The organism is Streptomyces sp. NPDC048718 (assembly GCF_043198875.1).
Taxonomy (GTDB): Bacteria; Actinomycetota; Actinomycetes; order Streptomycetales; family Streptomycetaceae; genus Streptomyces.
This window is the reverse complement of sequence record NZ_JBICVG010000009.1, coordinates 292033-311901: the sequence shown is the minus strand read 5'-3', so window position 1 is coordinate 311901 and position 19869 is coordinate 292033. Positions and strand designations below refer to the sequence as shown.

General features: G+C 70.7%; 20 protein-coding genes and 1 pseudogene. 10 read left to right on the top strand and 11 right to left on the bottom strand.

From position 1 onward, the window contains the following. Positions 1-9: 9 nt before the first annotated feature. On the bottom strand, positions 10-1194 hold the full coding sequence (locus tag ACGFRB_RS19655) for an acetyl-CoA acetyltransferase (RefSeq protein ID WP_393244522.1): 1185 nt from the start codon (positions 1192-1194) through the stop codon (positions 10-12). A 135-nt stretch (positions 1195-1329) separates the two neighbouring features. Between ACGFRB_RS19655 and ACGFRB_RS19650 the strand changes: the two genes are divergently transcribed. Both ACGFRB_RS19650 and ACGFRB_RS19645 read left to right on the top strand, forming a co-directional pair. Continuing rightward, positions 1330-2652 carry an acyl-CoA dehydrogenase family protein gene (locus tag ACGFRB_RS19650; protein ID WP_393244520.1) on the top strand — a complete coding sequence of 441 codons (1323 nt, stop codon included), beginning with the start codon at positions 1330-1332 and terminating at the stop codon, positions 2650-2652. Beyond that, a pseudogene (locus ACGFRB_RS19645) lies at positions 2649-3122 on the top strand (nitroreductase family deazaflavin-dependent oxidoreductase); the annotation flags it as partial. The gene ACGFRB_RS19650 and the pseudogene ACGFRB_RS19645, both read left to right, overlap by 4 nt. Positions 3123-3357: 235 nt before the next feature. On the opposite strand, the gene ACGFRB_RS19640 reads toward ACGFRB_RS19645, so the two are convergent. Then, a complete protein-coding gene (locus ACGFRB_RS19640; RefSeq protein ID WP_361231124.1) occupies positions 3358-4005 on the bottom strand; it encodes a TetR family transcriptional regulator in 648 nt (215 codons plus the stop codon). 481 nt (positions 4006-4486) lie between these two features. Here ACGFRB_RS19640 and ACGFRB_RS19635 point away from each other — a divergent pair, with 481 nt between their 5' ends. From ACGFRB_RS19635 to ACGFRB_RS19625, 3 genes are all read left to right on the top strand, one after another. Further along, complete coding sequence (locus ACGFRB_RS19635; RefSeq protein ID WP_393244518.1) at positions 4487-5254, top strand: VOC family protein; 768 nt, start codon at positions 4487-4489, stop codon at positions 5252-5254. A gap of 219 nt (positions 5255-5473) precedes the next feature. Then, positions 5474-6307: a class II glutamine amidotransferase gene (locus tag ACGFRB_RS19630; RefSeq protein WP_393244516.1), complete on the top strand. Its 834-nt coding sequence runs from the start codon at positions 5474-5476 to the stop codon at positions 6305-6307. Between the two features lie 125 nt (positions 6308-6432). Continuing rightward, complete coding sequence (locus ACGFRB_RS19625; protein ID WP_393244514.1) at positions 6433-9078, top strand: PQQ-binding-like beta-propeller repeat protein; 2646 nt, start codon at positions 6433-6435, stop codon at positions 9076-9078. Between the two features lie 16 nt (positions 9079-9094). On the opposite strand, the gene ACGFRB_RS19620 is transcribed toward ACGFRB_RS19625, so the two are convergent. From ACGFRB_RS19620 to ACGFRB_RS19610, 3 genes are all read right to left on the bottom strand, one after another. Further along, positions 9095-9568, bottom strand: a complete 474-nt coding sequence (locus ACGFRB_RS19620; protein WP_393244512.1) for an ATP-binding protein — start codon at positions 9566-9568, stop codon at positions 9095-9097. A 79-nt stretch (positions 9569-9647) separates the two neighbouring features. After that, the gene (locus tag ACGFRB_RS19615) at positions 9648-10244 is read right to left on the bottom strand and encodes a hypothetical protein (protein ID WP_393244510.1); all 597 of its coding nucleotides are present in this window, start codon (positions 10242-10244) and stop codon (positions 9648-9650) included. Beyond that, on the bottom strand, positions 10241-10780 hold the full coding sequence (locus tag ACGFRB_RS19610; protein ID WP_393244508.1) for a hypothetical protein: 540 nt from the start codon (positions 10778-10780) through the stop codon (positions 10241-10243). Before ACGFRB_RS19610 ends, ACGFRB_RS19615 begins: the two co-directional genes overlap by 4 nt. Before the next feature lie 287 nt (positions 10781-11067). Here ACGFRB_RS19610 and ACGFRB_RS19605 point away from each other — a divergent pair, with 287 nt between their 5' ends. The 4 genes from ACGFRB_RS19605 (at position 11068) to ACGFRB_RS19590 (ending at position 12790) form a co-directional block, all read left to right on the top strand. Beyond that, entirely contained in the window at positions 11068-11976 is a 909-nt protein-coding gene (locus tag ACGFRB_RS19605) for a helix-turn-helix domain-containing protein (RefSeq protein WP_393244506.1), read from the top strand. Beyond that, the gene (locus ACGFRB_RS19600; RefSeq protein WP_393244504.1) at positions 11973-12173 is read left to right on the top strand and encodes a DUF397 domain-containing protein; all 201 of its coding nucleotides are present in this window, start codon (positions 11973-11975) and stop codon (positions 12171-12173) included. The genes ACGFRB_RS19605 and ACGFRB_RS19600 overlap by 4 nt, the downstream gene beginning before the upstream one ends. A 165-nt stretch (positions 12174-12338) precedes the next feature. Beyond that, complete coding sequence (locus tag ACGFRB_RS19595; protein WP_393244502.1) at positions 12339-12593, top strand: DUF397 domain-containing protein; 255 nt, start codon at positions 12339-12341, stop codon at positions 12591-12593. Then, a complete protein-coding gene (locus ACGFRB_RS19590; RefSeq protein WP_393244500.1) occupies positions 12590-12790 on the top strand; it encodes a DUF397 domain-containing protein in 201 nt (66 codons plus the stop codon). Before ACGFRB_RS19595 ends, ACGFRB_RS19590 begins: the two co-directional genes overlap by 4 nt. A 26-nt stretch (positions 12791-12816) precedes the next feature. Here ACGFRB_RS19590 and ACGFRB_RS19585 read toward each other — a convergent pair whose 3' ends face one another. The 4 genes from ACGFRB_RS19585 to ACGFRB_RS19570 form a co-directional block, all read right to left on the bottom strand. Continuing rightward, the gene (locus ACGFRB_RS19585; protein ID WP_393244498.1) at positions 12817-13341 is read right to left on the bottom strand and encodes a hypothetical protein; all 525 of its coding nucleotides are present in this window, start codon (positions 13339-13341) and stop codon (positions 12817-12819) included. A 60-nt stretch (positions 13342-13401) separates the two neighbouring features. Beyond that, positions 13402-13926 (bottom strand): hypothetical protein, encoded by a 525-nt coding sequence (locus ACGFRB_RS19580; protein WP_393244496.1) that lies wholly within the window; start codon positions 13924-13926, stop codon positions 13402-13404. Continuing rightward, the gene (locus tag ACGFRB_RS19575; RefSeq protein WP_393244494.1) at positions 13926-16184 is read right to left on the bottom strand and encodes a hypothetical protein; all 2259 of its coding nucleotides are present in this window, start codon (positions 16182-16184) and stop codon (positions 13926-13928) included. Before ACGFRB_RS19575 ends, ACGFRB_RS19580 begins: the two co-directional genes overlap by 1 nt. 67 nt (positions 16185-16251) lie before the next feature. After that, complete coding sequence (locus tag ACGFRB_RS19570) at positions 16252-16680, bottom strand: hypothetical protein (RefSeq protein ID WP_393244492.1); 429 nt, start codon at positions 16678-16680, stop codon at positions 16252-16254. A gap of 892 nt (positions 16681-17572) precedes the next feature. On the opposite strand from ACGFRB_RS19570, the gene ACGFRB_RS19565 reads away from it, so the two are divergent. After that, positions 17573-17935, top strand: a complete 363-nt coding sequence (locus ACGFRB_RS19565; RefSeq protein WP_393244490.1) for a hypothetical protein — start codon at positions 17573-17575, stop codon at positions 17933-17935. Between the two features lie 177 nt (positions 17936-18112). Here the strand turns inward: ACGFRB_RS19565 and ACGFRB_RS19560 are convergent, their stop codons facing one another. Together ACGFRB_RS19560 and ACGFRB_RS19555 are read right to left on the bottom strand one after the other, a co-directional pair. Beyond that, positions 18113-18472, bottom strand: a complete 360-nt coding sequence (locus ACGFRB_RS19560) for a hypothetical protein (protein WP_393244488.1) — start codon at positions 18470-18472, stop codon at positions 18113-18115. Positions 18473-18696: 224 nt separating this feature from the next. Further along, positions 18697-19659 carry a helix-turn-helix domain-containing protein gene (locus tag ACGFRB_RS19555; RefSeq protein ID WP_393244487.1) on the bottom strand — a complete coding sequence of 321 codons (963 nt, stop codon included), beginning with the start codon at positions 19657-19659 and terminating at the stop codon, positions 18697-18699. Between the last annotated feature and the right edge of the window lie 210 nt (positions 19660-19869).

The window sequence follows — 19869 nt, the reverse complement described above, 5'->3', positions numbered from 1 at the left end:
CTGACGGTGTCAGCCGCGGCCGAGGACCACCGTGCCCGAGGAACAGAACCAGCCCCCGGTGCCGGAGGCCACCGCAAGCTCGGGGAGCGAGCCGTCGGGCCGCCGTACCTGGAGCCCGGGGGCCTCGCCGCGCAGCTGCCGGACCGCCTCGACGAGCAGGAACAGTCCGCGCATCCCGGGGTGGCAGGCGGACAGTCCGCCGCCGTCGGTGTTCACCGGCAGCCGGTCCTTGTCGGCGAAGTACGCGCCGCCCTCGCCCTTCGCGCAGAAGCCGAGGTCCTCCAGGGTCACCAGGGTCATATAGGTGAACGCGTCGTAGATCTCGGCGAGTTCGATGTCGGCGGGGGTGACGCCGGCCCGTTCGAAGGCGAGCGCGCCGCTGACGGCGGCCGGGGAGAGGGTGAAGTCCTCCCACTGCGACATGGCGGCGTGCGAGACGTACGCGCCGGTGCCGAGGATCCACACGGGCGCCTTCACGGTGTCCGGCACGTACTCCTCGGCGGCCAGCAGGACCGCGCAGCCGCCGTCGCCGCGGACGCAGCAGTGCAGCTTGGTGAAGGGGTCGGCGATCATCGGGCCGCCGAGCACGTCGTCGGTGGTGAGCGGGGTGCGGTACATCGCCTCCGGGTTGCGGGCGGCGTTCGCCCGCGCCTGGACGGCGACTTCGGCGAGCTGGGCGAGGGTGGTGCCGTACTCGTGCATATGGCGGCGCGCGGCCATCGCGTACTTGGCGATCAGGCTGTGTCCGTAAGGGACTTCGTACTGGAGCGGGCCCCGCGCGCCGAAGGAGAGGTTGCCGGTGCGGCGGCGGGCCCGGACGTCGGCGCGGGCGGTCGAACCGTAGACGAGCAGAACCGCGCCGGCGTGACCGGCGGCGATGGCGTCGGCGGCGTGCGCGGCCATGACCTCCCAGGTGGCGCCGCCGACGCTGGTGGAGTCGGTCCAGCGTGGGCGCAGGCCCAGGTATTCGGCGACCTCGACCGGGGCGAGGGTGCCGAGCCCGGCGGAGGCGAGGCCGTCGATCACCGACCGGTCGAGCCCGCTGTCCGCGAGGGCGCGGCGGGCGGCCTGGGCGTGCAGGGCGTAGGGAGTGGGCCCGTCGACCCGGCCGCAGTCGGCCAGGGCCACGCCGACGACGGCGACGCGGCGGCGGTGCTGGTCCCCGTGAGCGCGCGTGCGGGAGAGGGGAGACATGAATCTGACGGTACATCAGTTTTCTTGGATCGCCAGAGGTATCGGGTCTGGGCTTCTCGTGAGGACGCACCTAGCATGACGGCCCGTCAGATACCGGGGAAGCCCGCGGAGGGGAAGCCCATGGAGGCCGGACCCATGCATGCCGTCGAGGTCGATGCCATCGCGGTCGGCGCGACCGCTACCGAAGAACGGCGGGAGATGCGCCGCACGCTGCGCGATCTGCTCGCCCGGCGCGCCGGGCCGGCCGGGAGCCGCGCGGCCGTCGCCACCGCCGAGGGGTACGACGCCGGGCTGTGGACCGCCCTCGCCGGCACCCTCGGACTGCCCGGCCTCACCCTGCCCGAGCGGTACGGCGGGGCCGGCTGCGGCCTCGCCGAACTCGCCCTCGCCTGCGAGGAGATCGGCCGCACCCTGACCCCCTCGCCGTTCCTCGCCACGGCCGTCCTCGCCGCCCCGCTGATCGCCGCCCTCGGCAGCGAGCGGCAGCGCGCCGAGCTGCTGCCCCGAATAGCCGCGGGAACTCTGACCTGCGCGCTCGTACTTCCCGGGGGTGGAGCCGGGGCCGGGGGCGGGCTCGGGGTCGGTGGTCCGCTGCCGTTCGCCCTCGGGCTCACCGGCGACAACACCTCCCTGCCCTGGTCGGGCGACGGCCGCTCCGGCGGCATCCAGGCCACCCGCCCGGACGGCACCCACTGGTCGCTGTACGGGGAGGCCGGGCACGTCCTTGACGGGCACAGCGCCGGGCTGCTCCTGGTCGCCGCGCACACCGGCGGCTTCCCGCGCGGCCGCACCCTTCTCTTCCTGGTGTGGCCAAAGGGGGAGGAGGCGTCGTCCGGAGCGCCGGGGCTTGTCCGGCGGCGGGAGGCGACCCTGGACCTGACCCGCACCCAGGCCACCGTCCAATTGCGGGGAGTTCCGGCCGAGTTGCTGGGTGAGCGTGACGACGGGGTCGGGGTGCCGGGGGTGTTGGACGCGGTCGGGCGTACCGTCGCCGTCGCCTTGGCCGCCGAGGCGGTGGGGGCCGCGCGCGGCGCGCTCGACCGTACCGTCGAACACGTCACCACACGCGAGCAGTTCGGCCGCCCCATCGGCTCCTTCCAGGCGGTCAAACACCGGCTCGCCGACGCGCTCGTCGCCATCGAGTCGGCCCGCTCCCTGACGGGATACGCCGTCGCGGTGGCGGACGGGAAGGGTGAGGGCGGGGGCGGGTCGGGGCCGTGGGGCGGCGGGCCGGAGGGGGCCGTGGCCGCCGGACTCGCTCTCGCGCAGGCCCTGGACGCGCAGCGCGCGGCGGCGGCCGAGACGGTCCAGTTGCACGGAGGGATCGGCGTCACCTGGGAGCACGACGCCCACCTCTACTTCAAGCGGGCCACCGCCGACGAACTGCTCTTCGGCCCCGCCTCCCGGCTGCGCGCCCGCGCCGCCGAGCGGGACCAACTGGCCGGGGGTGCGCGATGAGCGGGACACCGTTCGGTGTGCGGGTGATGCGGAAGGTCTCCTCCACCCGCGTCTTCGCCCGGACAGCGCCGCACGTCATACCCGCCCTGGACCGGGCCGTACACCGGCTGACCAGGGGAAAGGTGCTGCTGAGCGCGCGGATGCTGCCGGGGGTCGTGCTGACCGCCCGGGGCGCGAGGAGCGGGCTGCCGCGGGTGACCCCGCTCGCCTGCGTACCGGAACCGGGCGGGACCTGGCTCCTGGTGGGCTCCAACTTCGGCCGGCCGGGTCATCCGGCCTGGACGGGCAATCTCCTCGCGCACCCGGACGCCGAAGTCAGCTGGCGCGGGGAGAACGTCACCGTACGGGCGCGGCTGCTGACGGGGGAGGAGCGGGCCGAGGCATGGCGGGCGGCGCTGGTGTTCTGGCCGCCGTACGCCACGTACCAGGCCCGGATCGAGCGGGAGATCCGGCTGTTCCGGCTGACCCGGACACCGGCGCCGGCACAGGCGTCGACGCAGGCATCGGCATCGGCACCGGCACAGGCGCCCTCGCCGGCACAGGCATCGACACCCCCGCCGGCGGGGGCGTGACGCGGGGGAGAAGGCGTCAGGGCATAACGAACGCCGGCGGCGGTCCGGCCCCGTGCGGAAGGCAGGGGGCCGTACCGCCGCCGGCGCGACAGGACGGGTGAAGGGAGCGGGGCGCTCCCGGGGCGGGGGCGGGTTACCTCGTCGGCTTCTTGCCCGTGATTCCCAGGTGCACCAACAGGGCCAGGTTCGGCTTGAGTTCGGCCTGCTTCACGCCCCAGGACGTGAAGCCCTTCTGGTGGCCGGCGACCGCCGCCAGCATCGCCACCAGCGAGCCCGCCATCGCCGCGGGGCTGACGTCCTTGTCGACCTTGCCCTTGGCCTGGAGCTCCTTCACCGCGTCCGTGAGGGAGTTGGTGACCGAGTTCAGGATCTTCATGCGGATCTTGTAGAACCGCTTGTCGCCCTCCGCGGCCCCGAGGTCCACCACCCGCAGGATCGCGTCGTTCTTGCGCCAGAAGTCCAGGAACCCGTCGACGAGATCCTCGGCGGTCTGCCAGCCGGCCTTGCCGACCCAGGAGCGGCCGGAGACCAGTTCGGTCAATCCTGCGCCTTCCTTGGCCATTTCTTCCGCGATTTCGAGGACAGCGCCCTCGACGTCGGGGAAGTACTGATAGAACGTCGCGGGTGAGGTTCCCGCCTTGCGGGCCACGTCGATGACCTTGACGTCCCGGTAGGGCGAGGAGCTGAGCATCTCGCCGAGGCAGTCGAGCAGTTTCTGCCGCGTAGCCTGACCGCGTCGTCCGGCCACGCGGCCGTCGACGGTGCGTACTTGTCCTGTCATGCCGTCAGCTTACCGACGGGTGATCCGCGCGCGATTCGGCCGACTGCAAATGGGGGCACCCCTGCCCTCGGGGCCGCCGTCAGGGCCTGTCCAGGCCCGGTCAGCGCCCCCTTCCGAGCCCGGTCCGGGCCGCTCCGCCTCCCGCGTACCACCGCTTCTCGCGCCCGCACCCCTGGCCACGCCCCCGGCCACGCCCCTGTCCGTGTGCCGAGCCGCCCCGGGTACCGTTCCCGGGCGGCTGCCACCCCGCGGTTCGCCGCCGGTTCGCCGCCGTTGCGTCGCGCTCTCGCGCGTCGCCGCGCGCCCGTGTCACCGGCGCACCACCCCCACCACCCCAATAGTCTTATCAACAGCCTGTGGACAAGTTCGGTGGACAACTCAAGGGGGACAAGGTCTCCGCACTCACTATGGGCGCGTATGTTCGGTTTTCGGTGTCCGGGGGCGCGAGCGGAGCCTGTGCGCGGGCATCCATTCTGAGGCCATGGGCGTACACGCACAGGGGACCCCGAGCTGGGTGGAGGCACAGCTGCCCGACCTGGAGGCCGGCAGACGCTTCTACGGCGGGCTCTTCGGCTGGAGTTTCGACGACGACCGCCACGAGGCCCTGCTCGACGGGCGGCGCGTCGCCGGGATCATCCCGAAGCGGGACGGCCGGATGCCCACCACCTGGACCCTCTACCTGGCCGCGAGCGACGCCGGCACCGTGGCCGCCCGCATCAAGGACGCCGGCGGGCGGATGGTGATGGAGCCGTACCCCGTCGGCCCGTTCGGCGTCCGCGCCCTCGCCGCCGACCCCGGCGGCGCCGTCTTCGGCGTACGGCAGGCGGGCGACGAGAACGGGTTCGCCGTCACCGGCGAACCCGGCTCCTTCTGCTGGGTGGAGGTCCACACCCGGGCACCCGACGCGGTCGACACCTTCTACGCCACCGTCTTCGGCTGGCTCGGCCACCACCAGACCGAGCCCGGGCCGGCGGCGGCCGACTACCGGCTGTGGTCCCCGCCCGGCACCCGCAGCCCCGACACGGCCACCGCCTTCGGCGGCCGGGCGGTGATGCCCGCCGCCGTACCCGCCGCGTTCCCGGGACACCTCCTGGTCCACTTCGCCGCCCGCGACTGCGACGAGACCTGCGATACGGCCGCCCGCCTCGGCGGCCGCATCGTCCTCGCGCCGCGCGACACCCCCCACGGCCGTACCGCTGTCCTCGACGACGACCAGGGCGCGCGCTTCGCGATCCTCACCCGGTCGTAGAGGTCGTAGAGGTCGTAGAGGTCGGTGAGGTCGCAGAGGCCGCCGGGGCCGTCGCGGTCGGCGGGACGCATTGCCCGGCGCCGGTCCGGTGCCGGTCCGACGGCGGTCCCGCGCTGATGTGGCGTACCGCCGGGAGGGCGGCGACCATGGGAGAGGCCGGACGGCGCGTACGAGTGCGTACGACACCCGAGGGTCCGGCAGGGAACCAGGTGATCGCCCATGTGTCGGTGGCTCGCGTACTGGGGAACGCCGGTACTGCTCGAAGACATCCTGTACAAACCGTCCCACTCCCTGATCGACCAGAGCCTGCACTCCAAACTCGGCGTGGAGACCACCAACGGCGACGGGTTCGGCGTCGGCTGGTACTCGCCGGAGAGCAATGTCCCGGCGCTGCTGCGGGACGTCGGCCCGGCGTGGAGCAACCGCAATCTCCGGGAGCTGGCGGACCATGTCCGCTCCCCGCTGTTCTTCGCCCACATCCGGGCGTCGACGGGGTCGGCCATCCAGCAGTCGAACTGCCACCCGTTCCGGCACGGCCGCTGGATGTTCATGCACAACGGCGCCATCGCCGGGTACCCCCTCATGCGCCGTGACCTCACCATGCTGGTCGACCCCGCGCTCTACGCCGACATGGAGGGCACGACGGATTCCGAGGTGATGTTCTACCTGGCCCTCACCTACGGCCTCGACCGGGACCCGCCCGCCGCCGTCGCCGCGATGGCGGGCGCCGTGGAGCGGATCGCCGGCGAGCACGGGGTGGAGTTCCCGCTCCAGATGACGATCGCCCTCACCGACGGCACCCGCGTCTGGGCCTTCCGCTATTCCACCGCGCAGGCCTCGCGTTCGCTCTTCTACAGCGCCCAGCCGGACGCCCTGCGCAGACTCCACCCCGACAACGCCTTCCTGAAGGAGATCTCCGACGACACCCGCCTCGTCGTCTCCGAGCCCCTCGGCGATCTGCCCGAGGCGTGGGTCGAGGTGCCGGAGAACACCTACGGCGTGGTCCAGCCCGGCGAGGACGAGATCCACCGGTTCGCTCCCACGATGGCCTGAGGGCGGCGCCCGCCGCTCGCGTGGCACCCCGCTTCCGCCCCCGGATTCGCAACCACCGCCCCGGACAGGAACAATCAGGGTCCACGGGCCGTACTGTCATGGCCCGACGGGGAGGTGGCAGGCAAGTGGAGCAGCTGACGCAGCACGACCCGAGGAGGATCGGGCCCTTCGAGGTGCTGGGCCGGCTCGGCGCGGGCGGCATGGGCCTCGTCTATCTCGCGCGCTCGGCGTCCGGGCGGCGCGTGGCGATCAAGACCGTACGGACGGAACTCGCCGAGGACCAGCTGTTCCGGGTCCGCTTCACCCGCGAGGTCGAGGCCGCGCGGGCGGTCTCCGGCTTCTACACGGCCGCCGTCGTCGACGCCGATCCGCGCGCCGCGGTGCCGTGGCTCGCCACCGCGTACGTCCCCGCTCCCTCCCTCGAAGAGATAGTGAACGAGTGCGGGCCGCTGCCGGCGCAGGCGGTGCGCTGGCTCGCGGCCGGCGTCGCCGAGGCCCTGCAGTCGATCCACGGCGCCGGTCTCGTCCACCGCGACCTCAAGCCGTCGAACGTCCTCGTCGTCGAGGACGGCCCGCGGGTGATCGACTTCGGTATCGCGTCCGGGGTCTCCAACACGCGTCTGACCATGACCAACGTCGCCGTCGGCACCCCCGCCTACATGTCTCCCGAGCAGGCCCGCGACTCGCGCGGGGTCACCGGCGCCAGCGATGTCTTCTCGCTCGGTTCGATGCTGGTCTTCGCCGCCACCGGACACGCCCCCTTCCACGGCGCCAACCCGGTCGAGACGGTGTTCATGCTGCTGCGTGAGGGCCCGGACCTGGAGGGTCTGCCGGAGGAGCTGCGGCCGCTCATCGACGCGTGCATGCGGATGGAGGTCGGCCAGCGGCCCAGCCCGGCCGACCTCCAGGCGATGCTGGCCCCGCACCTGTTCGACTCCGGCGCGGCCGGCGACGACAGCGGTACGGCGGCGGCCTGGCTGCCCGCGTCCGCCACCGAGCTGATCGAGGCGCGCCGCGGCGGGCGGCCGAATCCCCCGCAGCGTCCCGCCGCCCCGCCGATGCCGCCGCGCCCGCCGCGACCGCCGGCCGCGTGGGACGGCGGCGATCCGCGTGCGGCCGACCGCCCGGCGGGTGGCCGCCACGCCGGTCCCGCGCACTCCGCTCCCGCGCCGGCCCAGGTGTCCGCCCAGGTGTCCGGGGCGGGGCCCGTGTCCGCCGCCGTGGCCGCGCCGCCGGTCGTACCCGGCCCGGGGCCCGTGCCCGTATCGGCCCCCGCGCCCGTATCGGCTCCCGTGTCCGCTTCCGCCGCCGTGGCCGACCCTGGTCCGGTACGGCTCGCGGGCGCCGCCGTCCCGATCGGCCCCGGCCCCCGGGTGGCCGACACCCGCGCCGCGCTCTCCCTCGGCCCCGGCGCCGCCGCGGGCACCGCCACCGGCTGGATCCGCCCGCCGGGCGGCACCACGCACGGCGCCGCTCCCGGCACCGGCCCCGGTGCCGAACCGGGCCCGCCGCCCGGAGCCCGCCCCCTGCCCGGTACGGGACCGGGTGCGGGACCCGGTACGGGGCCCGGTGCGAGCGCCGCGTCCGCGCCCGGGGCGCACGCCCCGGCGGCCGGGGCCACGGCCGCGCCGCAGGGCCCCGGCCCCTGGCGGCCCTGGCGTTTTCGCATGTCCAACGATGTGTGGGGCACCCCCGTCGTCGACGGCGACCTGCTCTACGTCACCTCCTTCGAGGTCCACGCGCTCGACACGGCCAGCGGCCGGCGCCAGTTCAAGACCCGGGACGTCGCCTGGTCGATGGCGGTGGCCCAGGGCCGTATCCACGCCTCCGACGGGCCCACGCTCTACGCGCTCGACGCCCACGACGGCAGCGAGCGCTGGCGGCTGCACACCGACGCCTGGGTGTACTCGCTCCAGGTCGACCGGGGCACCGTCGTCACCGGCACCCGGGGCGGCGGCGTCCAGGCGTGGGAGGCGTCCAACGGCGCCAAGCTGTGGGAACTGAGCGGCGCGCAGACCGACTTCGAGACGGTCGAGGGCGGACCGGCCGTGCACGGCGACACCGTGTACGTGTGGCGCGAGGCCCGCCTCCAGGCGCTCGACGCCCGTACCGGCGCCGAGCGCTGGTCGTACCCGATCGGCGACGCCGCCTCCTGCGCCCACGTACCGCTGCGGCTGGCCCCGGCGGAGGACGGCTGCGTGTACGTCGCGGCCGGGACCCGGGTGCTGTCGATGGACATCGCGAGCGGGCATGTGCGCTGGCACTTCGAGGCGCCGGCGGTCTTCGTCTCGCCGCCCGCCTTCGCGCCCGGACCGGCCGTCACCGGCGGCGGGGTCTATCTCGCCGACCACCTCGGCACGGTGTACGCGCTCGACGCGACCACCGGCCAGGACCGCTGGCGGATCGCGACCGAGCCGCGCCAGTCCACCGAGCCGGTGCTTGTCACCGCCGGGCACGTCCATGTCGGCAGCGGCAGCGCCCTGTACACGCTCGACGCGGTCACCGGCACCCCGAAGTGGCGGTTCGCGGCGGGCGGCGAGCTGATCGGCACCCCGGTGGTCGCCGACGGCCGGGTCCACTTCGGCTCGGCAGACCACGTCCTCTACACCCTGGACGCGGCCGGCGGGCAACTGCGCTGGAAGCTGGCGACGGGCGGCGAGATCACCGGCTCGCCGGTGGCCCGGAACGGGGTCGTGTACGCGTGCAGCAAGGACCGCTGCGTGTACGCGCTGGACGCGGTGAAGGGGACGGCGACCAACCGGGGCGCGTGAGCGGGGGGTGGCGGTCTTACGTTGTCCCGGGGGTACTGGTGCTCAGTTGGCACCAGATCCGCTTGCCGGTGGCGACGTACTCGACGGCCCAATGGTCGGCCAAGGCGTCGACGAGGAGCAGGCCACGTCCGAACTCCCGCTGAAAGCTCGCCGGTTGGGGCACGGCTGGCTTCGACCGGTCGGTGTCCAGAACGGTGATGCGGACGGTGGTCTCCGTGGCGCGGGTGACGGCCACGGTGACCTGCCGCGAGTGCGTGTGGGTGACGACGTTGGTGACCAGCTCGGAGACGAGGAGCCGGGCCGTGTCGGCCAGTTGGTCCAGGCCCCAGGCCGTGAGGGCGGCGGCGACATCGCGGCGGGCCTGGGCGGGGGCGGTGTCGCGGGCGGGATACGCGGTGGTGTAGCCGGGCAGGGCGGCGGGAGCGGCCGGGGCGACCGGGGTGCGGGCGGGGTCGTGGTCGTGGGGGGTGGTGCTGGGGCTCGTGTGCATCGTCGCCTCGGCGATCTGGGGTGCGGGAGGGCGGGGGAGAGCGGGGGAGGGGTGTCCGTCCGCGCCGGGCGGGCGGCGCTCAGGTGAGGCGGCCGGTGAGGGACGACAGGGTGGTGCCGTCGACCTCGGCGCGGGTGATCTCACGTATCAGCTGGTCGGCGACGACCCGTTGGGCGCGGGGGTCGCCGAACAGGACGACCTCGTCGGGCAGCGTCTCCCCGTGGTGTCCGTACACCGTTCCGCGCACCCCGACGACCTCGGCCTCGGTCACCCGCAGGACGAGGGCACCGTGGCGGAGGTGCCGGTACTCGTGCAGCACCTCGGCGGCGTCGGCGAGGCAGAGCGGCGGCGTGGCGACGAGGAGGGGGCCGGACGGGTCTCCCGCCAGTCGGGTGCCGGTCGCGGGCAGCACCCACAGGGTGCCGCGGCGGTCCACGTCGGGAGGGCCAGCGCAGCCCGCGCACCGCAGGGATTCCATGACGGCGACCTGGCGGTGGGCGTGGTGCTCGCCCCATTGGGGAGGGCCGCTCCGCTCGCCCGTCCACCTGCGGAGCAGGATTCCCTCCACCGTCCGGTCGTCGGGCCGTTCGTCGCGGTAACCGACCCTGCCGGAGGCGTCGATGACGATCTCGGTGTCGTCGGCGCGGTGTTCGTTCTCGTGCGGGGCGACGATCACGGTGACTCCAGGGTGATCGCCTCGCGCACGGACCGCGCGCGCCAGTCCTCGGGGTAGAGCAGCGCGGTGAACCGGCCGGAGCCGGCCACGCGCGTCAGGGCCCTCCGGTACCAGTACGGGTCCATGCTGATGTGCCGCTCGTGTACGGCGAGTACGCCGTCCGCCTCGGCGTGCCGCAGGCGCGCCTCGACGGAGCGCCATCGCGAGTCGGGGTGCTGCGGGTCGACTATCCCCGTGTCGTCGTGGACCTCGTCGGCCACCCGCCACCCCCACCGCTCCGCCGCGTTCCGCAGGCTCCGGAAGAGCGCGCCGGGGTCCTGGTCCGGCAGCGTCTTCACGTAGAGCAGGACGTCGGGGCACTGCCAGCGGGCCGGTTCGAGCGCCTTGGCGTTCAACTCCATGCGGAACCGGCGGCGTTCGAACTGTTCGGCCGCGAGTTCGCGGTCACCGGGGGAGGGCGGCGCGCAGCGGCGCCGACGGCTGAGGGTGGTGCTGGTCTGGATACCGGCAGGGGTGCCGGTCTGAGTGTTCGCCATGATCGGCCTCGGCTCACGGGAGGGCGAAGGGGACGTCTGGGCAAGGGGCATCACGCCGGGTGATGGAACAGCAGCGCTGTGTTGTGCCCAGAATTAGCATGGCAGTGGAATAGCCTCAAGGAAAGTCGTCTCGCAGAATTCTGCGGGAGAACTTTTGTGCGCGAACTATCGTGCGAAATAAGCGAGTTGGTGAAACGCTTTGAATGTTCTACCGTTTGCTCGAAGCCGCATTGCGCGGCCTGAATGTTCACCGCCAGACTGTGAGTCATACGGGAGAGAGGGCGGGGATGACCGACACCGCTACGCCTGACGCACCTGCCATCGAGTCGGCGACGCCTGCCTTGTGCCGCCTGCACCTCGGTGTGGAGCTTCGCAAGCTGCGGGAGGGCCGGAACATGAAGGCCGCGGAGGTCGCGCGGCGGCTCATATGGGCAGGCTCCAAGATCACGCGCCTGGAGACCGCGGACAACGGAGTCGTGGAACCCTCCGACGTGATGGCCCTGTGCACCATCTACGGCGCTCCCGAGGAGACCGTCGAAGTCCTGATGGCGTACGCGACGGTCACCAAGACCAAGCGCGACTGGTGGCAGAAGCCGGACGTCCGGGACGTCATCACGCCCAGCTTCAAGGCGTACCTCGGGCTTGAGGCGGTCGCGTCGCAGGTGCAGAACTACGAGAACGAGTTCGTGCCGGGTCTGCTCCAGACCGAGGCGTACGTCCGCGCGATCCTCGTCTACACCCACACGGGGCTGACTCCGGAGCAGATCGACAAGCAGGTCGCGGTCAGGATGACGCGGCAGGAGGCACTGACCCGGGGCCTGGCGCCGCTGGAGTTCGTCGCCATCATCAATGAGTCGGTCCTGCGGCGGCCCGTGGGTGGTCCCGATGTGATGAGGGCCCAGCTCGCCCACATCGTGGAGATCGCCGGCTCGCGTCCGAATGTGAACGTGCAGGTCATACCGTTCTCGGTCGGTGCGCACCCTGGTATGAACGGGCCCTTCACCCTCCTGACCTTTCCGTCCCCGGGAGCTTTGAAGCCGATCGTCCACTTGGAGAACCTGACCGGCGCGGGAGTCTCCCGCCGCGAGCAGGATCTGAAGATGTACGAGGCGTCGTTCCGTGGGCTGCAAGCACTCGCTCCGGGATACGAGGAATCCCTGAGCATGATCGAAACCGCGAGCAAGGAGATGCGATGACCCGCGCCGATGACCTGTCCGTGGACTGGTTCTCATCGAGCTACAGCAACAACCAGGGCGGACAGTGTGTTCAGGGGGGCCGCTGCGTCAACGGCGATATGGCCGTCCGGGATTCGAAGGATCCCCATGGTGCGGCGTTCCGGTTCTCGGCGGGTGCCTGGACCGGCTTCGTCGAGCATGTGAAGTCCGCCCGCTGAACCTGGTGTGACCGCGAATGCCCCTCCCGGGCAAGCCGGGGAGGGGCATTCGCGTGTCCGCGTTCTGGGCGCTCTTGCCGGGTAGGGAACGAGGGGTTGACGGGCCGGAGTTGGGGCACGGCCCGTTCTGCCCCCAGCGTCTTCGAAGCGGGAAGAGGAGGATCGATGACTCGTGCACACGGACGGGCGGCGCCTGCCGGCCGTCAAGAACCGGCAGCGGATCTCGCCTGGTTCAAGTCGTCCTACAGCGGCGGCACCGGCAACAACTGCGTCGAGATCGCGGACGCGCGGACCGCCGTCGGGGTCCGGGACTCCAAGCAGGAGAACGGGCCTGTGCTTCTTGTCTCCCGGGCGCGGTTCGCCGTGTTCGTCGCGGACATCAGGGAGCCGAGTGGTATCGCGAGCGAGGTGATGGGATGACCCGCGCCGATGACCTGTCCGTGGACTGGTTCTCATCGAGCTACAGCAACGACCAGGGCGGACAGTGCGTCCAGGGGGGCCGCTGCCTCAACGGCGAGATGGCCGTCCGGGATTCGAAGGACCCTCATGGCGCGGCGTTCCGGTTCTCGGCGGGTGCCTGGACCGGCTTCGTCGAGCAGGTGAAGTCCGGCCGCTGACCGTAGCGGGGGCCGCGAGGTCCCCGCTATGCGGTGCAGCCGATCTTCTTCTTGGCTCCGGTCACGAAGTCCTCGACGAAGTGCTGGAGCTTCTCGACCCCCGCCGGGGAATCCTCGACGCGGTCCCCGCTGAAACGTATTTTGAATTGCGCGTATTTGTCCGGCCCATCGCACTTGGCGGAGACCAGTGCGCCATCACTGCCGATGACGGAAGTCCCTGCGAAGGGGGTCTTGCGCAGTGCTCCTAGCTTGTACTCAGATTTGGCATACGCCCAGTCCTCCGGTCTGGGCTGCCCATCGAAAAGCCAGACGGTGATGTCCATAATACGAATTCCATCAACCTTTATATAGCAGTATGCCGGGTTCGTATCTATCGGCTTGGGCTCCCATGTTTTCAGCTCTTCGCCTTGAGGGATGAGTGGCGAGGTGGTGGACTCTTTCAGCGGGACTCCACAGAGTTCCTTTGGGGCGGCGAGGTCGTTCTTCCCGCATGCGCTTGCCAACAGGGCCAGCGCTGCGATGCTCAGCGCTGCCTGGCGCGTGTGTCTCACTACCGGTCTCCCATTAATTTCGCCGGAGTGAAGAGGGCTGCGGAGTCAGTGGAGGGTCCTCTATGCGGTGCAGCCGATTTTCTTCTTCGCTCCGGTCACGAAGTCCTCGATGAAGTTCTGGAGCTTCTCGACCCCCGCCTGAGAGTTATCGACTCGATCACCATCGAAATAGGTGACGAATTGAAGATATTTCGTAGGGCTGTCGCACTTGGCGGAGATCAGTGCGCCGTCGGTGCCGATGACGGCAGTTCCTGCGAAGGGAGTCTTCCGTAGTGCGCCTAGCTTGTACTCGGATTTTGCGTACTCCCAGTCCTCTGGAGCGGGGTCCTTGTCGGTGAATCGGACGGTGATATCCACAATGACACTTCCATCGACCTTTATGGCGCAGTCTGCCGGATCTGCATCCACTGGGTAGGGGGCCCACGTTTTGAGTATTTCGCCTTGAGGGATGAGAGGCGAGGTGCTGGATTCTTCCAGTGGGACTCCGCAGAGTTCCTTGGGGGCAGCGAGGTTGCTCTCTCCGCATGCGCTTGCCAGCATGGCCAGCGCGGTGATACTCAGTGCCGTCCGGATTGCATTCCTCACTACTGATCCCCCGCGAGGCCGTCTGCCTTGGAATTTCCGTCGTTCGCCGCCGCATAAATCTTGTTGAAGATTCCGCTTTGCTTTGAGTATCCCGTCTCGCCGTCCGCCCATTCGGAGTTCACGGAGTACCACTGCTCGGCCAGTGCGTTGAGCTGGTTTTGGCGACTTTTATAGGTGGCTTGGTTGTCACTGGTTATCTCAGCATCCTGTCGCTTCTGCTCGTCCAAGATCCAGGCAGTAGTGACCACGTCGGCCCCACGTTGGGCAAGGTCGCCATAGACGGGGATGAAGTTGAGCACCGCGCCCGAGGCGTGGTAGCTCCACGTCTTGTCCCAGGTGTAGTCGTGCTTGTCGCCCTTGAGCGCGTTGTACCGGGCTTCCTCCATGAAGCCGACCGCATGGCCGGCCGCGTCCAGCGTGTCCTCCGGGCGGCTGCCCTTTTCGTGGAAGCCGGCGACGATGGCATGGTTCATGCCTTCGTGGAGCATTCCGTAGGATTCCTCGCTCCGGGAGATCTGCTTGGTTACCTCCATCACTTGCTCCTGATCCAGGGAGCCCTCGGTGCCGCTCTGGTCGTGCATGGCGACGAACACATCGGAACCGTGGTTGGTCATGATCTTCGCCATGTCGTCGCGAAGGGAGGCGTGCATGTCGTCGCCCTGGCCGGAGAAGGTCTTCAACGCGCGCTCGAAGATACGGTCGTTGGCATCCGTGTGCGTCGTGGGTTTCTCGGGTGCGGAGCCGTTGGGGTCGACCCCCGTCGCGGCTGCGGTCAGTGCGTCGCCGAGGCCCTTGCGGCCGTCGGCGTCCTCGACGTCGCCGGCGTCCACCTCGATGTTGCCGCCGTGGCCCTTCCAACTGGTGGTGTTGGTGACGTCCCAGTCGCGGCTTCCGTCGCCGTCGCCCACGAGGTAGTCGAAGCGCTCCTTGCCGGCACTCGTGCCGGGGTCGAGATAGCCGGCAGCCCCTTCCGGGTCGCGGGACATGACCCCGAGAGCGCCGTCGACGGGATCGTTCGCGAACCAGCCCTCCTGGTGCTCCCCGGTGAACTCGCCGTACAGGTCCCAGATGTCGGGGTTCTTCTTCTCCATGGCGATCATGTCGTCGGTGACGTCCGCGACGAACTGCGGCGAATAGGCGCTGCTGCCCTGCTGCATGAGCGTGGCCAGGCTCTGGTAGCCGCGGATCTGCTGGCCCTCTCCCTTGGCCAGGTGCCGCTTCTCGCCCGCCGCCTTGAAGTCGTACGCGTCGTCGCCGTGCTCGCGCAGCCCCGCGCGCCACTTGTTGTAGAAGCGCGCGTCGTCCGTCTTCGACCAGTCGCCGAACGCCTGGTTGTACGCCTCGGTGCCGAAGCGCAGATGCTTGCCGTGGGCGTCCTTGAAGTCCGGGACGTGGGTCGCGGTGGCCAGTGAGTCGGCCAGGCCGCCGTTGATCTGCAGATAGGCGCTCTTGTGCTTGGTGTCGTCGAAGTACGCCAGATCGTCGATCTTGTTGGCCAGCCGCAGTGCCTTGTCGGGACCGAGCAGGTCGAGGTAGGTCTGACTGAACGCCTTGTCACCGGAGTTGTCGCGCATCAGACGCGCGTACTCCTCCGGGTCGGAGGGCTTTCCTCCCGCCAGGATCTGGTCGGCGTACTTCTTCGCCTCGCGGGCTTCGACCACTTCGATGTCACCGACGGCGTCGCCGTTGAAGTCGTGTCCGCCGCCGACGATGCCGTTCGCGATGTTCTCGAAGAGTCCCTTGATGCCGGCGGCGTCCCGGAGCGCCAGCTTGGCCCCCTCGTCCGCGTCGTCGACGGCTTGAACGGCTCGCGCCACGGCAGCGGTCCAGCGGGCTTCCAGGACGAAACGCGCGGTCTCGTCCACGAAGCCGCCGCCCTTTGGGTCCTTGTGCTTGCTGGTGTCGAGATGCGCCTCGCCCTTGGTGTCGATGTGGATGTCGGCTTCCTTGGCCGACTCCACCAGCTTGTTCACGGCATGTATGCGCTCCGTGAACTGGGCATGGATGTCCCGCAGGATCGAGGCGATGGCCCGGGCCTCGACAGCGGCGGAGTCGAACTGCTTGCGGGTCCCCTTGAAGCGGGCTTCGGCGGCGTCCGCGCTCTCGCCGACCCATTCGCCGTCCGTCGTGACGCTTTGGACGCTTCTTCCGTAGGCCGCGCCCAACTCGTCGAAGCCCTGCGCCATTTCGTCCCATGAAGTGGCCGCGGTGGTCAGCGGGCCCAAGCGGATGGTGACGACGTCCTGGTAGGTGAGCATGGGTGATCCTTCAAGTCTGCGGGGAGGATGGCTCGTTCCGTCGTCCCGGGCCCGAGGGAGGAGCGGTTCAGGCGTGCGGGTGCGGGTCCGGCTTCGCCGTCACGATCCCGCCCAAGGAGCTCTTCACGCCGTGGTCGACGTACCGGAAGTCGCTCTTCGTCCGGCCCAGCGCCTCCTGGTCGTATGCGAGGCGTCCCCTGAGGCTCTTCACTTGGAGGGCCCATTCGGCATGCGCGTCCTTCAGCCCCGCTCCGGTCGCCCAGCCCGTGAACTCCAACTCCGCCGCGTCCGTGGTCTCGTCGGCGTGGATGCCGGCCTTGTCCACGCCGGGGCCGATGTGATTCCGCAGCGCGTTGATGGCCCCGCTCTTGCCCTGTGCGTTCGTCTTCAGGTCGGCCGGGCCGGCGCCGTCCCCCGTGCTGTTCAGGCGCATGCCGCCGTCATGGCGTGCCGCGGCGGCCTCGGCTTTGAGCTTCTCCCACTCGTCCCACGCCATCGTTCCCCCGCATTCGTCGTTGTTCGTGGTGTGCTGTGGTCCGCCGCGAGGAGTCGCATCGAGGTGACGCGGGGATCCGAGGGAACGGTGACCTTCGTCCGCCGCGACGGGCCGGACGCCGCGGCGCTGGTGGCCGGGGCGAGGAGGCGGGGACGGCGGCGGTCGTGGTCCACCGGACTGGTGATGGCCGCGCTCGGTACCACGACGGCGGGGCCGTCTCCGGCGGCGCTTTGGATTCCGGTCGCGTGGCCACCGCGCGTAGTGGCGGTGCGGGCCATGACCGTTCCCTTTCTGGAGTCGCACGCGTCATCCACGTGCGTACAGCGCGGCTGAATCCCTCACGCCTGTGCGGAAGAGTTCACGCGTTGACCGGTGCAAACATATGCCGCCAGGGGTCCGGCTCGTCAACGTGCGGCGTGCCCTGCAATCACAGGAAAGGCCGAAAGTAGTCGGATAGTTCCGGAAGTCGACCAGCCTGGGCGGCTTGGATTCCTGCGTCAATCGGACATTGGCGGCCGGAAGTTGACCGCAGTGGCATCCGTTGCTTTCGAATGCGCGGGTCGGCGAGCGCGCGGCCGGAATTCAACCCGCGCCCCCTGTGTCCCGCTGCGGGGAGGTGGCACCGGATCCCGCCCCCTCATCCTTCGCCGCGCTCTTCGCGGCCGGAGCTGGGTGCCCGTGCGAGGGGGTGTCGAGGGTCGGCGGGTGGTGCGCGCGGGTGGCATGGCGAACGCGCGGGGAGCGTGGCGGCGCGCTGGTACACGGTGACACGCGAGTGACGCGGCGACGCGCCGGGTGATCACTCGGACGAGTGATTGTGACGATGCGTGCACGGCCGGACACTCGTTGTACTCGGGGAGCTCGTGAGGCTCTCCCGGCGAGAGGAGCAATCATGGCCGCAGCCGAGACGCCCGCCGTACGGCAGCCGCAGATCGCGGACAGTTCGCACGCCGACGAGCGGGACCAGAAGCTCGCACAGATCGGCGGCAACGTCGGCGCCATCTGGCGGGGATGGTGGACGTGGGGCCCGGGGAACGGGACGTGGAACCTCCAGATCCCCTGGAGTGTCATCGGGGTCAACTCGACGGTCGTCATCACGGCCTCCGAGATCGACGCGAACGGGAACCGCTTCGTCGGCTCGGCGCCCTTCCAGGTGTCGAGCATCGCCCCCGCCAACGGCGTGGTGACGTTCAAGATCAACATCGGCTGGAACAGCCCGCTGCCGATGCGCACCGACGTTCTGGTCTTCAACTGAGCGTCGGACTCACGAGGCCCCGGGCGCGATGACGGCGCCCGGGGCCTCCCCCATGTTCGCCGATTTTTCTCCGGCGTGGGGGTCGCTCGAAATCGCCACCCCCGACGGCGCCATCCACCTCTTCCAAGGCCAATGGCGCGCCGCCGTGGGGGCCGCGCAGGCCGCGAGGGCCGGCTGTCAGTACGAGGGGGTGCTCTTGCAGCCGCCCCTGTCGACGTTGCACACGGTGACGTACGAGGTGATTCCGGCGTCCAGGAGCTCCGCGGTCCACACCTTCCCGCCGGTGGTGGATGCGGCGGAGTGGCCGCCGTTCGACTGGTGGAGGTTCGCCGTGCAGGCGTCACCGTTGGTGGAGCTCACATACCCCTGCACGTGGTCGTGCCCGTTGTAGAAGGTCACCACCATGCCTCCGGAACAGCCGGTCACGCTGACCTGGAAGTCGCTGTTGGCCGACGCCATTCCGGTGCTGAGACCCAGGCCGAGGGTGGCGACGGAGGCGATGGCGCCAAGACGGACTGCGGTGCGCTTGCCAATCAACTGTTTCTCCAAGGGAGTTGGCGAGTGATTGCCCCGGCGCACAACCTGCCACCGGGCCCCGCTCGGGGGCAAGAGGGCCGTCGGGGCGGCGGCCGGCGGGTGGGCCGGGCGCCGCTCGGCTCATGCCGGGCCGGGGAAGCGGTGGGTGTCCGGCCGAGGTGTCGGACCAGGAAGCGGGCGCGAGTGACAAGCCCTGCCGTGCCTGCCGTGCCTGACGCGGTCGGCTAGGCGGCGGACACGGACGCGGCGGACGCGGCGGTGAGGCGGCAGTCCCGGCAGAGTCCTGGTTCGGGGGAGCGGAAGACGCGGTCGCAGCCGTCGCAGTCCACCCAGTCGTCGAGCACGCGGGCGGGGGAAACCGGGGCGGCCGGGAGCGGGAGCGGGGGCGGGAGCAGGGCGGTGAGGCGATGGGCGAGGAGAGCCGCCGGGCTGTGAAGGTCGTGGGGGAGGCAGGCGGAGAGCGTGCGCAAGGCCGCGTCCGGGCGGGCGCCGTTGTCGAGCCAGGTGGTGAGGCCGGGGGCCAGGCGCTCGATGTCGCGGGTGGACAGCAACAGCCGGGGGTCGTGCAGGCGGAGGTTCGCGAGCAGATCGGCGGCCGGGCGGTGGCGCGCCGGGAGCGGGGCGGGCGCCACGGGCTCCGGTGAGCGCTCCGGCGCGGGCTCCGGCGCGTGGGCGGGCGGGGCTTCCAGCTCTGGTGCGGGCTCCGCCACGGGCTCCGGTGTGGGTGCGGCTTCCGGCTCCGGCTCCGGCTCCAGTACGGGTGCGGCTTCCGGCTCCGGCCGGGGCACGGGGGTCCCGGGTACGGCCTTGGGTACGGCCTCGCGCGCGGTCTCGCGCACGGGCTCGGGCTCAGCCTCCGGGAAGTTGTACGAGGTCGGATGGTGGGCGAAATTGCCGTTCGCCAGCCGCTCGCGGGTGCGGCGGAAGTATCCGTGGTGCTCCAGCTCGCGCATGGCCCGGCCGACGCGCATCTCGCTCTCCGGGAAGCGGGACGCGACGGCCTTGATGCTCACCGGCGCTCCGGCGGGCAGCGACTGGAGGTAGACCGCCAGCCCGATCGCGAGCAGCGACAGCGTGTCGTGCTGGGCGAGATGGTTGCCGACGACCGTGAAACGGCTCGTGTGGCGGACGTTGACGTGAATGAGTCCGGAGGCGTGCGCGGGCACGCTAATGTGCTTCGAAGCCACGGGAAGTTTGTGCCTTCCTCGGTGGTCAGGCCCCCGATCGGGATTGCGAGTCCCGGCCGGGGGCCGACGCATGTCTGGGGTTGTCGCGGCGAGCATATGGCAGGGAACCGTCCCCAAATCCAGCCCAGTTGGTTGAATTCACCCGCGCGAGTGACGAGGCATTCCGAGGTTGCCGGGAAGGCGGGAGAGCGTCCGACGGGGGACGGAGGG

Bases quoted from the DNA above. Each gene is read 5' to 3' on its own strand.
- ACGFRB_RS19595 (WP_393244502.1), top strand. From the start codon at position 12,339: ATGACTCGTGCACACGGACGGGCGGCGCCTGCCGGCCGTCAAGAACCG.
- ACGFRB_RS19590 (WP_393244500.1), top strand. From the start codon at position 12,590: ATGACCCGCGCCGATGACCTGTCCGTGGACTGGTTCTCATCGAGCTAC.
- ACGFRB_RS19605 (WP_393244506.1), top strand. From the start codon at position 11,068: ATGACCGACACCGCTACGCCTGACGCACCTGCCATCGAGTCGGCGACG.
- ACGFRB_RS19575 (WP_393244494.1), bottom strand. From the start codon at position 16,184: ATGCTCACCTACCAGGACGTCGTCACCATCCGCTTGGGCCCGCTGACC.
- ACGFRB_RS19635 (WP_393244518.1), top strand. From the start codon at position 4,487: ATGGGCGTACACGCACAGGGGACCCCGAGCTGGGTGGAGGCACAGCTG.
- ACGFRB_RS19655 (WP_393244522.1), bottom strand. From the start codon at position 1,194: ATGTCTCCCCTCTCCCGCACGCGCGCTCACGGGGACCAGCACCGCCGC.
- ACGFRB_RS19610 (WP_393244508.1), bottom strand. From the start codon at position 10,780: ATGGCGAACACTCAGACCGGCACCCCTGCCGGTATCCAGACCAGCACC.
- ACGFRB_RS19640 (WP_361231124.1), bottom strand. From the start codon at position 4,005: ATGACAGGACAAGTACGCACCGTCGACGGCCGCGTGGCCGGACGACGC.
- ACGFRB_RS19630 (WP_393244516.1), top strand. From the start codon at position 5,474: ATGTGTCGGTGGCTCGCGTACTGGGGAACGCCGGTACTGCTCGAAGAC.
- ACGFRB_RS19620 (WP_393244512.1), bottom strand. From the start codon at position 9,568: ATGCACACGAGCCCCAGCACCACCCCCCACGACCACGACCCCGCCCGC.
- ACGFRB_RS19650 (WP_393244520.1), top strand. From the start codon at position 1,330: ATGCATGCCGTCGAGGTCGATGCCATCGCGGTCGGCGCGACCGCTACC.
- ACGFRB_RS19570 (WP_393244492.1), bottom strand. From the start codon at position 16,680: ATGGCGTGGGACGAGTGGGAGAAGCTCAAAGCCGAGGCCGCCGCGGCA.
- ACGFRB_RS19600 (WP_393244504.1), top strand. From the start codon at position 11,973: ATGACCCGCGCCGATGACCTGTCCGTGGACTGGTTCTCATCGAGCTAC.
- ACGFRB_RS19565 (WP_393244490.1), top strand. From the start codon at position 17,573: ATGGCCGCAGCCGAGACGCCCGCCGTACGGCAGCCGCAGATCGCGGAC.